Annotated in this window: 15 protein-coding genes; 9 read left to right on the forward strand and 6 right to left on the reverse strand. The window is 44.8% G+C overall.

From position 1 onward, the window contains the following. The 4 genes from cydB (at position 1) to cydC (ending at position 4,719) form a co-directional block, all read left to right on the forward strand. On the forward strand, positions 1-1,143 hold the full coding sequence (gene cydB / locus A3IE_RS0113170) for a cytochrome d ubiquinol oxidase subunit II (protein WP_020396089.1): 1,143 nt from the start codon (positions 1-3) through the stop codon (positions 1,141-1,143). Between the two features lie 13 nt (positions 1,144-1,156). Beyond that, entirely contained in the window at positions 1,157-1,258 is a 102-nt protein-coding gene (gene cydX, locus A3IE_RS22535) for a cytochrome bd-I oxidase subunit CydX (RefSeq protein WP_020396090.1), read from the forward strand. Positions 1,259-1,324: 66 nt separating this feature from the next. Further along, positions 1,325-3,073: a thiol reductant ABC exporter subunit CydD gene (gene cydD, locus A3IE_RS0113180; protein ID WP_020396091.1), complete on the forward strand. Its 1,749-nt coding sequence runs from the start codon at positions 1,325-1,327 to the stop codon at positions 3,071-3,073. Further along, positions 3,070-4,719 (forward strand): thiol reductant ABC exporter subunit CydC, encoded by a 1,650-nt coding sequence (gene cydC, locus A3IE_RS0113185; protein ID WP_020396092.1) that lies wholly within the window; start codon positions 3,070-3,072, stop codon positions 4,717-4,719. Before cydD ends, cydC begins: the two co-directional genes overlap by 4 nt. A gap of 42 nt (positions 4,720-4,761) precedes the next feature. Here the strand turns inward: cydC and A3IE_RS0113190 are convergent, their stop codons facing one another. Then, a complete protein-coding gene (locus tag A3IE_RS0113190; protein ID WP_020396093.1) occupies positions 4,762-5,919 on the reverse strand; it encodes a benzoate/H(+) symporter BenE family transporter in 1,158 nt (385 codons plus the stop codon). A gap of 9 nt (positions 5,920-5,928) precedes the next feature. Beyond that, the gene (locus A3IE_RS0113195) at positions 5,929-7,026 is read right to left on the reverse strand and encodes an extracellular catalytic domain type 2 short-chain-length polyhydroxyalkanoate depolymerase (RefSeq protein ID WP_020396094.1); all 1,098 of its coding nucleotides are present in this window, start codon (positions 7,024-7,026) and stop codon (positions 5,929-5,931) included. An 87-nt stretch (positions 7,027-7,113) separates the two neighbouring features. Between A3IE_RS0113195 and A3IE_RS0113200 the strand changes: the two genes are divergently transcribed. Next, a complete protein-coding gene (locus A3IE_RS0113200) occupies positions 7,114-7,512 on the forward strand; it encodes a VOC family protein (protein ID WP_020396095.1) in 399 nt (132 codons plus the stop codon). Here A3IE_RS0113200 and A3IE_RS0113205 read toward each other — a convergent pair. Next, on the reverse strand, positions 7,509-8,027 hold the full coding sequence (locus tag A3IE_RS0113205) for a cysteine hydrolase family protein (RefSeq protein WP_020396096.1): 519 nt from the start codon (positions 8,025-8,027) through the stop codon (positions 7,509-7,511). The two genes, A3IE_RS0113200 and A3IE_RS0113205, sit on opposite strands and share 4 nt — an antisense overlap. A gap of 107 nt (positions 8,028-8,134) precedes the next feature. On the opposite strand from A3IE_RS0113205, the gene A3IE_RS0113210 reads away from it, so the two are divergent. The 4 genes from A3IE_RS0113210 to A3IE_RS0113225 all read left to right on the forward strand — a co-directional run bounded on the left by A3IE_RS0113210 (position 8,135) and on the right by A3IE_RS0113225 (position 12,078). Further along, positions 8,135-8,530 carry an Lrp/AsnC family transcriptional regulator gene (locus tag A3IE_RS0113210; RefSeq protein WP_033407157.1) on the forward strand — a complete coding sequence of 132 codons (396 nt, stop codon included), beginning with the start codon at positions 8,135-8,137 and terminating at the stop codon, positions 8,528-8,530. Further along, positions 8,531-9,268: a spermidine synthase gene (locus A3IE_RS0113215; RefSeq protein ID WP_020396098.1), complete on the forward strand. Its 738-nt coding sequence runs from the start codon at positions 8,531-8,533 to the stop codon at positions 9,266-9,268. It abuts the gene before it with no gap. A 184-nt stretch (positions 9,269-9,452) separates the two neighbouring features. Continuing rightward, positions 9,453-11,150 (forward strand): AAA family ATPase, encoded by a 1,698-nt coding sequence (locus tag A3IE_RS0113220; RefSeq protein WP_020396099.1) that lies wholly within the window; start codon positions 9,453-9,455, stop codon positions 11,148-11,150. A gap of 34 nt (positions 11,151-11,184) precedes the next feature. Beyond that, entirely contained in the window at positions 11,185-12,078 is an 894-nt protein-coding gene (locus A3IE_RS0113225; protein WP_020396100.1) for a LysR family transcriptional regulator, read from the forward strand. On the opposite strand, the gene eptB is transcribed toward A3IE_RS0113225, so the two are convergent. From eptB to A3IE_RS0113240, 3 genes are all read right to left on the reverse strand, one after another. Beyond that, on the reverse strand, positions 12,075-13,766 hold the full coding sequence (eptB, locus tag A3IE_RS0113230) for a kdo(2)-lipid A phosphoethanolamine 7''-transferase (protein ID WP_020396101.1): 1,692 nt from the start codon (positions 13,764-13,766) through the stop codon (positions 12,075-12,077). The two genes, A3IE_RS0113225 and eptB, sit on opposite strands and share 4 nt — an antisense overlap. 137 nt (positions 13,767-13,903) lie before the next feature. Beyond that, positions 13,904-14,284 (reverse strand): lysozyme inhibitor LprI family protein, encoded by a 381-nt coding sequence (locus A3IE_RS0113235; RefSeq protein WP_020396102.1) that lies wholly within the window; start codon positions 14,282-14,284, stop codon positions 13,904-13,906. A 111-nt stretch (positions 14,285-14,395) separates the two neighbouring features. Then, on the reverse strand, positions 14,396-14,673 hold a 278-nt coding region (locus A3IE_RS0113240), incomplete at its 5' end, for an IS1 family transposase (RefSeq protein WP_020396103.1).

The following is a 14,673-nucleotide window of genomic DNA, read 5'->3' on the forward strand; positions in this document are numbered from 1 at the left end:
ATGTTATTGGATTATGAAAGTTTAAAATTTGTTTGGTGGGTGCTGGTCGGCGTCTTATTTATTGGCTTTGCTTTGACCGATGGCTTTGATATGGGGGTAGGCGCTTTACTGCGGATTGTTGGCAAAACGGATGACGAGCGCCGCGTTGCCATTAACACGATTGCCCCGCATTGGGATGGTAATCAAGTGTGGTTGATTCTGGCAGCCGGTGCGATTTTTGCAGCTTGGCCGATTACTTTTGGTGCTGCCTTTTCAAGCTTTTATTGGGCGATGGTATTGACCTTGTTCTCACTCTTTTTCCGTCCAGTTGGCTTTGATTATCGCTCCAAACTAGCCAATCCAGCTTGGCGGAATATGTGGGATTGGGGTTTGGTCTTAGCCGGTGTGGTACCGCCTTTGGTGATAGGTGTGGCCTTTGGTAATTTGCTATTGGGTGTGCCATTTGCCTTTGATGATTATATGCGCCTTACTAGCCGTGGTTCGCTCTTTGCTTTATTCCATCCCTTCGCACTGGTAGCGGGTTTAGTGAGCTTGCTGATGTTTATGATGCAGGGTGCGACTTATCTGATGCTGCGTACCGATGAAGCGGTCTATCAACGTGCTCAAAAGATGGCAGGTTTAACGGCACTCGGTGTCATAGTGACGTTTGCATTAGCAGGGATTTGGTTATGGCTGGGTATAAAAGGTTATGTCATTACTGAAATGCCTCCTAAAGATGCGCTACCCAATCCCATAAACAAAGTAGTCACATCTATGGAAGGTGCATGGCTCGCCAATTACCACAGCTATCCTTATGCCCTAGCAGCGCCGATTTTAGGTTTTGTCGGGGCTTTAGGGGTCTGGTTAATGGCGCGTGTTGGACGTGCCGGTTTGGCTTTTCTGTTCAGCTCCTTCAGTCTAATCGGCATTATTCTCACCGCAGGAGTCTCATTATTTCCCTTTGTGATGCCCTCTAGTCTTAATCCAAATCATAGTTTGACCGTTTGGGATTCGGCCTCTAGCCACCTTACCCTAAACATTATGCTCTGGGCCGCCTTGGTCTTTGTACCCTTAATTGTGCTGTATACACTGTGGTGCTATCGCATGTTATGGGGCAAGATTACCCTACACTTTATTCGTTCCAATGATCATACAGCTTATTAAAAGAGACATTAAAATGTGGTATTTCGCATGGATTTTGGGCGTACTACTCGCCAGTTCTTTTGGCATTATTAATGTCATGTGGTTGGAGTTAAATGGACTTGATGCGGATGAGTAAACGCTAAAAGTCTTTGGAGAAGGGATGGCGTCATGCTATCCCTTTTGTATTTTATAGAGGCTAAACATGACAGCGCCCAAACCTACATCTGAACCGTTGGCTAGCCTAAACCTATGGGTTCGTTATGCGGGGCAATGGCCAAGGATAGCTGTGGCCTGTGGGGTATTGGCTGGTATTTTGTTGATTGCTCAGGCTTGGCTAGTGGCAATGGTGATTAACGGTGTGCTATTTGAGCGTGCACACTTGGATCAATGGTGGCCTTGGTTAGGGGGCTTATTACTAATTTTTGTTTTGCGTGCGGTGTTCAATCATTTAGCTGATCAAGCAGCCTTCCAAGCGGCTTCCCAAGTCAAAATCCAACTACGTCAATTGCTCTATGCCAAAGTGCAAAACTTAGGGCCAGCTTGGTTAAGTGAGGAGCGTAGTGGTGCGGTCACTACTACTTTAAGTGATGGCGTTGAACAGCTCGAAGCTTATTATTCACGCTATTTGCCTGCCATGCGTTTAAGCTTGTATATCCCTGTCATGATATTGTTGGTGGTGTTTACTCAAGACTGGTTGTCTGGTTTGGTACTCCTAGTCACCGCTCCTTTGATACCACTATTTATGATCCTGATTGGTAAAGGTACGGAAAAGCGTAATCAACAACAGTGGCAAAGCTTAAGCCGTCTAAGCGCCCATTTTCTGGATGTGATTCAAGGCATCAGCACACTCCACTTGTTCAATGCCAGCCAACGTGAAGCGCGAGCGATTGTGGAAGTGTCGGAGCAGTATCGTCAAAGCACCATGTCAGTCCTACGAGTGGCATTTTTATCGTCTTTTAGCCTAGAGTTTTTTGTCAGCGTGAGTATTGCACTGGTCGCTGTATTGGTTGGCTTTCGTTTGTATTGGGGGGAGCTAGATTTTTTTGCAGGATTTGTTGTGCTCTTACTCGCACCCGAGTTTTTTCTACCCTTGCGTAATTTGGGCACGCAATATCATGCGCGAATGCAAGCCTTGGCGGTTGTTGACTCGATACAAGCAATTTTACAAGCACCTGAACATCAGAGCCAGCTTGACCATCCAGACTGGAAGGGTTTAGCTGAGCAAAGCATCCAATTTAAGCAACTGAGTTTTCAGTATCCTGATGGGCGTCAAGCATTAAGGGATTTCAATCTCACCATTCCTCCCAAAAAAACATTGGCATTGGTCGGTGCCAGTGGCGCTGGCAAAAGCACTGTCTTGCAAATATTATTAGGTTTTATCGAACCGCAAAATGGTGAGGTGTTAGTAGGTACTAGCGCCTTACAGACTATTTCGCGCAAAGCATGGCATAGTCAAATTGCATGGCTTCCACAGCGTGCTCAGCTATTTGCGCTGAGTGTGGTGGATAATATTCGTTTGGGTAGTCAAGCGAGTTTGGAGGCTGTTAAGCAGGCGGCTAAAGCTGCACAAGCTGATACATTTATTGAGCGTTTACCACAAGGCTATGACACGCTAGTCGGCGAAGCAGGGCAAGGTTTATCGGGCGGGCAACGTCAACGTCTTGCTTTGGCTCGGGTCTTTTTAAAGGCTGCACCCTTAATCATTTTGGATGAGGCAACTGCGCATTTAGATGCTAATACAGAAACCTTGATTCAAGATGCCTTGGAGCAACTCAAAGGCCAGCATACCATTGTCATGATTGCACATCGTTTAAAGACTATTCAAAGTGCGGATTGTATTGCTTTTCTAGAGCAGGGTCGGGTGCTGGCCTGTGGTACACATACTGAGCTTATGCGAACGTGTGAACCCTACCACGCTATGCTGGCAGCCTATCAACAGGAGACTGTATGAGTATTATGTGGCGGCTCCTGCGTTTATATAAACCCTATACAGCTTGGATGCTGCTCGGACTAGGACTTTCCTTGATAACTGTGTTGGCGAATGTGAGTTTGCTGGCTATCTCGGGTTGGTTTATTAGTTCGATGGCCTTGGCTGGCGCAAGCGCTGTGAGTATCAATTATTTTACGCCTGCCGCTTTAATTCGGGGTGCAGCCATAACGCGTACAGCGGGGCGCTATGGTGAGCGCTTAGTGACCCATGAGGCTACTTTTCGTTTATTAGCCGAGCTACGTGTCTGGTTTTATCACCAATTAGAACCACGGGCTGCTGTGCTATTGGAACAGTATCGAAGCGGTGATGTATTGAGCCGAATTCGTGCCGATATTGATACACTCAATAATGTTTATCTGCGTATTTTAATTCCTAGTACCGTCGCCTTGTTAGCTAGCCTTATCGTGGTTCTAGTGCTGGCCTATTATCATCCACTCTTAGCACTAGCGGAGTTGAGTTTATTACTGCTAGCGGCTGTTTTGATTCCATGGCTGATGAGTCGCCTCAATCAAATCACTAGCCTCCAAATGATTCAAAGCTCAACGGCACTTCGTACCCAATTGGTCAGTGATCTTCAAGGCATGGGCGAGTTATTGGTATATGGTGCGGCTGATCGACAGGCCGTACAACTTGCACACAGCTCTCAGTTGCTCGTCAAACAGCAGCAACAACTGAACCGTTTAAATAGCTTTGCTCAACATGCTTTGGGTTTCGCGGCCAATCTAGCGATGTGGTTAATGCTAGTCTTGGCTATTCCATTGGTAGAACAAAATCAACTTGCCCCTGCGGAATTAGCTATGTTGAGCTTATTGGCATTGGCTGGTTTCGAGGCAATTGCTGCTGTGCCATTAGCGTGGCAGAGTTGGGGCGAGACCCTAGCCGCCGCTCAACGTATTTTTGCCTTAAGCGATCAACGGCCCGTAGTGACGGAAGCGACTCAGCCGCGTAGACTAACAGTGCCTATCACTATACGTTTTGAGCAAGTTGGTTTTCGTTACCAAAACAATGGTGCTTGGGTACTGCAAAACTTTAATTTCAGCCTCGCACCGCGCCAGAAAGTGCTGATATTGGGTGCGAATGGCAGCGGTAAAAGCACTATTGTACGTTTATTATTAAGATTTCGTGAGCCTAACTCAGGTCATTTGTTATTAAACGAACAGCCAATTCAGCATTATGCTAGTGAAGCGGTACGTGCGCGATTTGCTGTTGCTGAGCAACATACCCATGTGTTTAATAGCACAATAATGGATAATTTATTATTGGCTAATCCTGAAGCAGATTCGGTACAAATCGAACAAGCCTGTCGTGCAGTTTTATTACACGATTTTATACAACAACAGCCAGACGCTTATCATACTTGGGTGGGTGAAACAGGTGTACGTTTGTCGGGTGGGCAATTACAACGTTTAAGTATTGCGCGCGCCTTGTTAAAACCAGCTTGTTTCTTGGTCTTAGATGAGCCAACAGAGGGGCTTGATCCTGAAACAGCCTTAAGCATGATGCGCAATATCTTGGCCTGGGTGGAATCAAAAGAGCAGGGACTGTTAGTGATTACGCACCAGCGTTTAGGGATTGAAAAGCTCGTGGAGGTGGTGGTAATGCCTTAGGCGCTCACCTCGCACCGCATTGGTTTGATCTCAATGAGCGTTCTAAACAATTTTGTAGCGGAACCATGCCCGAATCACTAAGCCTGCCACAATACCCCAAAAAGCGCTCCCTAATCCCAGTAAGCTAATCCCCGAGGCAGTAATCAAAAACACAATAACAGCGGCTTCACGCTCGTCAGGATCGGAGAGTGCCGACGCTAAGCTATTGGCAATCGTTCCGATTAAAGCAAAACCTGCAATAGCGAAAATCAATTCCTTGGGAAAGGATAAGAACAAACTGGTAATGCTTGCCCCAAATAAACCGGCAAGTCCATAAAATAATCCCGCGCTGACGGCTGCCCAATAGCGTTTCGCTTTATCACCTAATTCTTCCCCCATACAGATGGCTGCACTAATCGCGGCTAAGTTAAAACAGAATCCACCAAACGGCGCAAGTATGACCGTGGTTAAACCCGTTAACCCAATAATGGGTGAAATAGGCGCTTGATAGCCGTGAGCCTTTAGTACGGCCACCCCTGGAATATTTTGCGAAGCCATCGTGACAATAAACAAAGGTAAACCGACTCCCAAGATGGCTTGAAGCTGGAATTCAGGCCTGATAAAAATCGGTTTCGCGAGACTAAAGGTGAATTTATCCCAATCAAGTAAATGGCTGAACCCTGCGATACCGATGCCTACGATTAGGGCTATCGGAATGGCATAACGTGGCAGAAATTTTTTCACCAGCAGGAAGCTTAGTAACATGCCGCCCACTAATACGGGTTGCGTTTGAATCGCGCTAAAGCTGTTTAGGCCGAATTTAAGTAAGACACCCGCCAACATGGCGGAGGCGATAGGTAAGGGGATTAGGTGCATGAAACGCTCAAACCAACCGGCATACCCAATGATTAGAATGAGGATGCCACAGAATAAAAAAGCCGCGATAGCTTGAGGCAAAGAAACTCCAGCTAAGCTGGTGACTAATAACGCGGCCCCTGGTGTTGACCATGCGGTAATAATTGGCAGGCGATAGCGTAGGGATAAAAAGATGCAGGTAAAGGCCATGCCCAAACCTAAGGCCCACATCCATGAGGCAATTTGTGCTTCATTCGCACCAGCGGTATGAGCCGCTTGAAAGATGATGGCGGCAGAGCTGGTATATCCCACTAAGACAGCGACGAAGCCTGCGCTTAGGTGCGCAAATGTGAAACCTTTGAACATGATTATCCTTTAGTTATTCTGGGTAAGTGTATCCATCATGCGCATAATCGCTTGAATTTGTTTGCCTTTGCGAGTGGCATAATCCGCACCACTATAGCCCCACCAGTCCCAGCACGCGCCTAAATTTCGGAATATATCGGCGCCCCAAAATCCACTAGAAGCTTTAACTTGTGGATATAGAATAACCAGTTGATTGCTTTCTGCCCATTCGTTATAGCCCGATTTACTATAAAAAGTATCGCCTACGGTATCTTGATTTTGCATACAGCCATGGAGCGCAATATGTAAACGGCACGGCTTGCCTTGTTGGCAGGCGCTTGGAATATAGACATGCCCCTTGTTATGTAGGCTAATTTTGTCATCACGTTTATTGAAAAATGCTTCTTGGTTGAAGGTATACAGTGCTTGTGGGCGCGCTTTAGTTTTAGCGCGTAATGTTCCATAAAAATGCTGCAACATCAGCCCGACGCTATCCACATCACAATCATTCACAAAGGGTGGTTTAATGGCTGCACAGCGACTCCCTTCATCTTCAGTGATTAGCGCGTGGCCTGCCTCGGGATGCTTAACATAGGCAAGTTGTTTAGCAGGGACAAAATGACCGTAGTAGTCTGCCACTTTGTCCATAATCGCTTGGGGTACTAGACTATCGCGTGCACCACTAAATAACCAAACTCGGCTATTTGCTAAATAGGTGGTGGGGTCGATTTGTTTGGCTTTTGCGAGGCGCTGCGTTTCAGCGAGTGAAAACGCTACATCGGGAGCAGGGCTCATAACATCCATAGGGCTGGTGTGCATACACACATGGAGTGCTGCATAAAGTCCCGTGAAATCCCAAGGGCTAGGGGCATAATGGCCCGCAGCACAGCGATAAGGGCCACCCGCGATAATCCCTACACCCTCAATACGTGACGAATGACTCAGGTGTAATTGTTGTGCCATGAAAGCACCGGCGGATAAGCCTGAAACCGTAATGTGCTTAGTCTCAAGCTTTAAGGGCTTACTTAAAGTGGTTAAATCAGCAGCATAGCTCTCAAACGCAGCTATAGTTAAGAGAAGTAGTAATCCATAAAGCCTAACGCTTTGTGAACGGAATAAAAATTGCATAACTCATCAGGGGGCAGGGGAAAGTCTGATATTTTAGTACAGTCTTATGACTTATTGAGCTAATTTCACCGTTTCAGGAGGTGTAGCGTGGCATTATCCATTGGTCTTTGTAGTCTTTTGGTGCACGATTATGATGAAGCAATAGCTTTTTTCAAGCGGATTCGCTTTGAGCTGTTGGAAGATCTACCGGTAACATCAGAAAAACGTTGGGTACGTATGGCACCTCAGGGTGAGCAAGGGTGTGCCTTGCTGCTAGCACGTGCCACAACACCTGAGCAATCAGCACAGGTGGGCAAGCAAGCCGGCGGTAGAGTAGCTTTTTTCTTGTATGCAGATGATTTCTGGGAAATCTACGATTATATGCAGGATCAAGGGGTTCGTTTTGTGGAAGCGCCACGCGTTGAACCCTATGGCATGGTTGTTAATTTCTTAGACCTGTATGGTAATCGTTGGGATTTAATCGAAGCTCCCAAGTCAGACGCTTAAGCCAAAGCTTGTTCACTATGAGCCAAAGTCATGCGCGTTGAAACCGCATGTAACGCGATTAGGTGCAGTATTTGGCTTACTGTTGTACAGCAATCGCTGAGTATACTCACCGTATATTTTTCGGCTGACTTTGAAATCGCGGTATGAGTTACGCAGTTCTGCGTCATCATGCCGCATATTAATAGCTCCGTGGTGCCCAAGGCTTGTAAGGTCTTTTCCAAGTCAGTTTGCACAAAACTATCCGCAAATGTCTTGCGTACAATCGTCGCTTGCGGAGCGGCTTTTAATAAACGCGGATGCAGGTCTGCCCCTGAGGTGCCTTCATTAAAAAATGGCGCAAGACCTTGGCGCTTATCCGCAATGTGTTGAATCAAAATCACAGGTATTTGCGCTTGCTGAGCCTTGGCAATGGCTGCCTCAATTTTTTGCAGCGTTTCTTCGGCATTCCACAATGGAAATGCGCCTTCTGGAAAATAATCATTTTGAATATCAATCACTAATAAAGCCTTTCTCATGCTAATGTCCTTTCCGATAGAATGTGCACAGCTTACGGTTTGCTAAGCATCGAAGGAATGGTGAGTTGTAAGACTTATGCCGACAAAACTTCCAGTTTGAAAATGTTATGAATGTAATGAATCGCGCGATTTTAAAACGCCTGAAGGCCAATAGTCGTATGAGTTGGCAGCAAATTGGCAAAGAAGTGCATTTAACGGGGCAGGCGGTGGCCGCGCGTGTGCAGCACATGGAAGACCAAGGTCTGATTAGCAGCTATACGATTCGACAGGCTAATGTCGAACGTCATTTGATTGCGATGTATATGGAGGTTGCGCGTTTTGAGGAGTTTGAGCAGTTTTTGCAAGCAGATGAGCGGGTTGAGGCAGCTTATAAAACTACGGGAGATGCCTGCTATGAAGTCGTGTTTGTTTCTCAAACTGAAGGTGATTTAGAGCCTTTTTTGAATCAATTGTTACGTTATGGGCGTTATCGGGTGGCGAGTGTGATTCGCTGTGTGAAATAGATGAAAATTGTTTATGAAGCACAGGATGACTATGGGGTAGTCACGGTGCAAGATGATGGCGACTGCTATATTCTATCTTTTGCTGCCCACGATGAGCAAAGCCGTTGTTTGAAGCTTGCCCCACAGATTTTGCAATACGATTATACGCAAGCGATGTTATTGGTATTGTTGTTTTGTACCCCTAGACGGGTGCTGCTTTTGGGCTTGGGTGGTGGGAGTTTAGCGAGTGCTTTGCATCATGCTATTGCGGGTATTCATATTACTGCTGTCGAATTACGCGCCTCTGTGATTGAGGTGGCACAAACCTATTTTCAACTACCGCGTGCCAAGCGTATCGCAGTAATTCAGCAGAATGCCGATGATTTTCTAGTGGAAAATACACTACGCAAAGTCGATGTGATTTTTGCGGATTTATATGATGCAAGCGGCACAGCAACCGTGCAATTACGTGAGGATTTTATTCGTCGTTGTGCCGACTTATTAAAAGAGCAGGGTTGGCTAGTGTTGAATTGTTGGCAAGAGCAACAAGACGATCTTTATTTGCGTGCGGCGTTACGCGAACAGTTTGCCGATGTACGTTATGTGTTAACCGGCAGTAAAAACTGGGTGATTTTGGCAGGAAAGGTCGCCAACTACGCTGCGAATAGTGTCTTGAAAGAAAGAGCGGCCACGTGGTCTGAGCGCTTGGAGTTTTCATTGAATAAGCATTTGGCGCGTTTACGATATTTAGAAAAGTAAAGGCCGTTTGAGTTTAAAAGCTGTGAGGGATTTTAGTGGCGATTCTGAATAGAGAAAACATGGAGTTGGTTGAGTTTTAAGCATATTTATCCTGCCTCCTTTTACTAAAGAAGTTGTAAAGTGGGGAGGATGTCAAAAGCTGATATACTCAAAGCCCTAAATTCTACAAACCATTGAGCTGATTATGTCGTTAAAAATCCCCTATGGTGTTAGTAATTTCAAAAAAATTCGCAGCGAAGGTTTTGTTTACATCGACAAAACGTCATACATTGCCGAATTAGAACAAGCAGGTGATCACCTAATTTTATTGCGTCCCCGTCGCTTTGGTAAAAGCCTGTTTTTGTCTATGTTGGAATATTACTATGGGCAACAACATGCAGGTGATTTTGATGCACTCTTTGGGCAATTAGCTATTGGCAAAAACCCTACAGCCTTACAAGGCAGTTATCAGGTACTTTTTTTGGAGTTTAGTGGGATTGCTACAGCTAACGAAGCGGATATTTATCGTTCGTTTACCCATAAAATCCATCTGGCTTTACAACACTTTTTAATACTTTATCACTATCCTCAAACCGCACTGGATAGCCTTACACAGTCCGAAGCGCCTCATGATAAAATGGAGGCCTTTTTCAAAGCCATTGAAGGGCAGAAAATTCTTATTTTGATCGACGAATACGATCACTTTGCTAACTCCATTTTGGCTGATGATTTAAAACTTTTTCAGCGTATTGTTGGGAAAGGTGGTTTTGTGCGTAGCTTTTACGAAACCATTAAAACGGCTACGCAACGGGGTACGGTGGATCGCTTGTTCATCACAGGCGTCACTCCGATGGTGCTCGATAGTATGACCAGTGGTTTTAATATTGGTGAAAATATTTCCTTGAGAGAAAATTTCAATGCAGCCATTGGTTTTACTACTGCCGAAGTACAAGGCTTATTAGAAAACATTACCAACACTTGCCCTGCATTAGATCAACCTATTTTATATGCAGATGTACGCCGCTGGTATAACGGTTATCGCTTTCATATTAATGCCAATGAAGCGATGTATAACTCGGATATGGTGTTGTACTTCGTCAAAAACTTTGAGTTCAAACGCTGTGTCTATCCCAAACGTATGTTAGACATGAACATTGCCTCCGATTACGGCAAGATTATGGCGATGTTTAGTATTGGTGATCGTGATACGAATTACACCGTATTAGACGAATTGTTGAATCAAGGCGAAGTAGTGGCAAGGCAGATGGAAAAATTCGACTTTGTCAAAGGCTTTACCCGCGATGATTTTGTCAGTTTATTGGCCTATATGGGCTTTATTTCTCTCATTGGTGAACGTTTAGCAGGGGAAGTTTTTGCCATTCCTAACCATGTTATGCGCGAGCTATATTTCCAATATTTCAAAGTCGAATTAGAACGACGCAATCAAATCACCATTTCAGATCGGGCCATTTTATTGGCAGTAGAAACATTAGCTTTAGACAATCATATTCAACCGCTAATGGCTGAGTTGGAGCAAGTACTGAAGTTACTGTCTAATCGTGATTCGATTTGGATGAATGAGCAACATATTAAAACTATTATGCTGACATTGTTATATCAATCCCCTGCCTATTTTATCCACAGCGAACGAGAAATGAATCGTAAGTATCCCGATATTTTATTGCTAGAACGTAGCCCCTATAAAGTTAATTATCAACATCTTATTGAGCTGAAATACAGTAAAAAAAGTGATGGTGATAAGGGCTGGGCGCAAAAAAAACAGGAAGGTATTGAGCAGGTTAAGGGTTACTTACAGTTGCCTACTATTGCGGTATTAAAACAGCTGAGCGCATGGGTAGTCATTGCTGATGGGGACAGGGTAGAGTGGGTGATAGTAGCATAATAGGTAGTTTAAGGCTAAATAGGGGATTCGATAAATGATCTCCCGCAAATATCTCTATCTGATTGCGCTTGCTCGCGAAAAGCACTTTGGCCGTGCGGCGGCAGCATCGCATATTTCACCTTCTACACTCTCGGCAGCGATTCGTGATATTGAAGTCGAATTAGGGGTGGCGGTAGTGAATCGTGGACGTAGTTTTGCGGGTTTAACGCGGGAAGGGCAATGTGTTGTAGAACATGCCATTCGTTTAGCCGCTACCGCAGAAGGGTTGCGTCAAGAATTGCGTTCCTTGTGTGAGGCGTTAACGGGGCATTTGACTTTGGGCGTCATTCCGACAGCATTAACCGTGGTTGCTAGTTTGACCGCCGCTTTTGCGCGTCATCATCCGCAAGTGAATTTGGAAGTGCGTTCCTTGGGTACGAATGAAATTCTCAAGCGTATGCAGCAATTCGATTTGGATGCGGGCATTATGTATGTCGAATCGGGCTTGCAGCAGCAGTTATTTACTGTGCCACTTTGGGATGAGAGTCACGTGTTTCTATGTCCACTGGATAGTGAGTTGGCGAACCGTGAAACGATTACGTGGTATGAAGCCACGCATACCCCACTGTGCTTACTGACTTCAGACATGCAAAACCGCAAAATGATTGATGCGATTTTTAGTCAACTGGGTTATAGCGCTGAACCGAGCTTAGAGACCAATTCGATTATTAGTATGCTCGCGCATGTTTCTGCGGGTGGCTGGTCGGCGATTTTGCCACAGAATGTATTAGAACTCATTGGTGTACCGGCGGGTGTTAAGGTTTTGGCATTAACTGAGCCCAATTTTAGCTCACAGACGGGCTTGGTGGTAGCAGGGCGTGAGCCTTGGCCGCCCTTGCTGAAGGCATTGATTCAGACGGCTAAGCAGATGGCCGTAAGTCCAATTTAATCGCACCAATTATTTTCAGCGTTGAGTCCGCCATTGGGTGAAGTAAATCCCAAGCAGCCTAAGACACTATCAAATAATTCCACATGGCGTTTGCTTTGGCTTTGCTCAGCTTGCCTGCGGAGTTTGGCAAAATTCGCGGCATGAAGCGGCTCTTGCAGGAAGGTATCCGATGCCCACACTAGTATCGGTACCCGGAATTGTTCATCAGGTGCTATATGGCGTGGCGTGGCATGAAAGTGTTCGGTTTCGGTGAGTGATTCACCATGATCCGCTGCATAAAACACGATGGCTTTTTTGTTGCGTACTTGATCGAAAACTTGCTTCATAAAATCATCCATTGATAAGACTGTATTGTCATAGCCATTGATTAATTCAGGCATGGAACAGCTTTCAGGCCGATCCGAACAATCCGGCTGGAACTTCGCAAATTGGGCGGAATAACGTTTGTTATAGGCATAATGCGAACCCTTGGTGTGCAGAATGACTAGATGCTTGCCGTGTGGATATTTTTGAAGTGAGCGCTGCAATTCAGGCAACAAAATCGCATCATAATTAGGATTCGCGGTGTTTTCTGGTTTTGCGGCAATAGTGTCACGCGATTCAATATAATTAGCCTTCGTTTTTGGGTAAAACCAGCCTTCATTTTGTAGAGAGTAAACTTCGGAGCTAAAACCTAATTCACGTAAAACGGCGAATACATTTTGTTCTGTCAAAGTGCGTTGTTCATCTTCAGTAGCCCCACCTTCACGCACAAACATACAGCGCAGCGATAATTTAGTAGCGGTATCACAAGCGATTCCTTTAAAGGCGATTAAATTAGTCTCCTGTTTCAGTTGTGGCGTGGTATCCCGTGGATAGCCTAATAGTCCTAAATGATCCCAGCGTGTAGTTTCGCCAATAATAAATATCACATAGGTATTTTTTAAATCACTGTTAGCTTGGTAGATAAAATGTTGGCTGGGATCGAATAAATTTGCTTCTTTAGCGTATTTAAAAACATGCGCATCCAAATAAATGGCTAGGCCGCGCAACCAATTAATCGGTAAATAAGAGGAGGCAAGTACACTGCTATAACGCGGCATATCCACATCGCCTTTGATATCGTGCTGCTTATGAATGCGGTGCATGAGTTCTAATGGCAAGAGAATGCAAATTGGCAATAAGACGCTCAGCAAAGCGCTGGATAAGCGCGTCTCCTTCTGGGCAAACCGAGTGAGCAAGGTATCTGTGCTTTTATTACGCCAAATCATCCAAAGCGGAAGGGCACTGAGTGTTACTAGCCAAAGATAAAACCAGCTATCCAATAGTTCTTTCGATAGTTCAGCATCTGCTAGCGATAAAGTAGAAATAATTACGCCATAGCCAATGACAATATTGAAAAAATGCATGTAATAACTAGCAATCAGTGAAATCAGTAGCAGTGTGCAGGCAATGATTTTAAAGAAAAGTGAGCCAGCTAATGAAGCTAGGCGCAATAAGCCATAGCACAATAAAATCAAGACACCAGCTTCTATGAGAAAAACTACCGCTTTGGGAATGTGAAAATTTAGTGATAATTGAAAAAAACGCTGATAGAAAATGCCAAGATTGAGAAAGAAACCAATATAAATCGCCAGTAACCAAGACAGTTGATTTTGAGTAATGGAGTAAATTTTAAATGGGAGTGCTTGCCGAGAGTCAAATAGCATCTTGAAAGTCAAAATTAAAAAAAGTGCAGCATTTTAGCTTAAGCTATTTGAGGATAGATAGAAGCATAGAGACTTTTTTAGAGCCTAGGCTAAGGGCGAGTGGGTTAAGCTTGCAGAGATCGTTCTGCTTTTGGAAACTATTCTGCCAACACCTTCAACTCTTCTGCACGTTGTGAATTAAGCTGCATTAAACAATAAGGCTCGTGAAGTGCAATCATCTCACTTAAAGCACAATGTGTATTGCGATATTGAATCCAGGCTTTTTGGCTAGTGTCGAGTTTGTTTAGCAGATCCGCCTTGTTGTCGTCATCAGCCATCTTGGTTTGGATTTTCTTATAGTAGGTCGTGATAGCTTTCTTGGCGATTGCAGACACGGCTTCTGAACATTCAGCCATCACCCCATTATTCATGGTGCCCGCTTTATCAACGCATTTTCTATAGGCGACTTCGTATTGGGTATCGGCATGAGCAGTCAGTGAGACGCTAGTGAGTAGCGACAGCATAAGTGTTTTTTTCATAAGTACTCCTTAACGTAAATAAAAAAATCTATGTGGCGCGCATTAAAACGGCCTTGCTCTTAAAAGTTTTGACTCAATGGTTTGAGCGCAAAATTAAGTTTAACGTTTCGGTCATGATTTAAAGGAGTTGAAGAAGCGTCTTTCGATACAGGTTCCAATGACTTTGTCATGAATCTCGATAGACTTAGAAAAACAGATCGTCTTGCGTGCTAGACGTTTAATCCAAATCCTCAAATTCAGGTTTTGCCGTTCAATGCTTTGTGTGTAGCGCTTAGTGATTAAATGCTTATCTTCAGGCAATAAACGCTCATAAGCGCCCCAATCATCCGTGCAATACAATGCCAGTTTGAAAGGTGTCAACCGTTCCAAGAGTTGCTTCAAGGTGCTAT

The organism is Thiolinea disciformis DSM 14473 (genome assembly GCF_000371925.1).
Taxonomy (GTDB): Bacteria; Pseudomonadota; Gammaproteobacteria; order Thiotrichales; family Thiotrichaceae; genus Thiolinea; species Thiolinea disciformis.

Bases quoted from the DNA above. Each gene is read 5' to 3' on its own strand.
- cydB (WP_020396089.1), top strand. From the start codon at position 1: ATGTTATTGGATTATGAAAGTTTAAAATTTGTTTGGTGGGTGCTGGTC.
- cydX (WP_020396090.1), top strand. From the start codon at position 1,157: ATGTGGTATTTCGCATGGATTTTGGGCGTACTACTCGCCAGTTCTTTT.
- cydD (WP_020396091.1), top strand. From the start codon at position 1,325: ATGACAGCGCCCAAACCTACATCTGAACCGTTGGCTAGCCTAAACCTA.
- cydC (WP_020396092.1), top strand. From the start codon at position 3,070: ATGAGTATTATGTGGCGGCTCCTGCGTTTATATAAACCCTATACAGCT.
- A3IE_RS0113190 (WP_020396093.1), bottom strand. From the start codon at position 5,919: ATGTTCAAAGGTTTCACATTTGCGCACCTAAGCGCAGGCTTCGTCGCT.
- A3IE_RS0113195 (WP_020396094.1), bottom strand. From the start codon at position 7,026: ATGCAATTTTTATTCCGTTCACAAAGCGTTAGGCTTTATGGATTACTA.
- A3IE_RS0113205 (WP_020396096.1), bottom strand. From the start codon at position 8,027: ATGAGAAAGGCTTTATTAGTGATTGATATTCAAAATGATTATTTTCCA.
- A3IE_RS0113210 (WP_033407157.1), top strand. From the start codon at position 8,135: ATGAATGTAATGAATCGCGCGATTTTAAAACGCCTGAAGGCCAATAGT.
- A3IE_RS0113215 (WP_020396098.1), top strand. From the start codon at position 8,531: ATGAAAATTGTTTATGAAGCACAGGATGACTATGGGGTAGTCACGGTG.
- A3IE_RS0113220 (WP_020396099.1), top strand. From the start codon at position 9,453: ATGTCGTTAAAAATCCCCTATGGTGTTAGTAATTTCAAAAAAATTCGC.
- A3IE_RS0113225 (WP_020396100.1), top strand. From the start codon at position 11,185: ATGATCTCCCGCAAATATCTCTATCTGATTGCGCTTGCTCGCGAAAAG.
- eptB (WP_020396101.1), bottom strand. From the start codon at position 13,766: ATGCTATTTGACTCTCGGCAAGCACTCCCATTTAAAATTTACTCCATT.
- A3IE_RS0113235 (WP_020396102.1), bottom strand. From the start codon at position 14,284: ATGAAAAAAACACTTATGCTGTCGCTACTCACTAGCGTCTCACTGACT.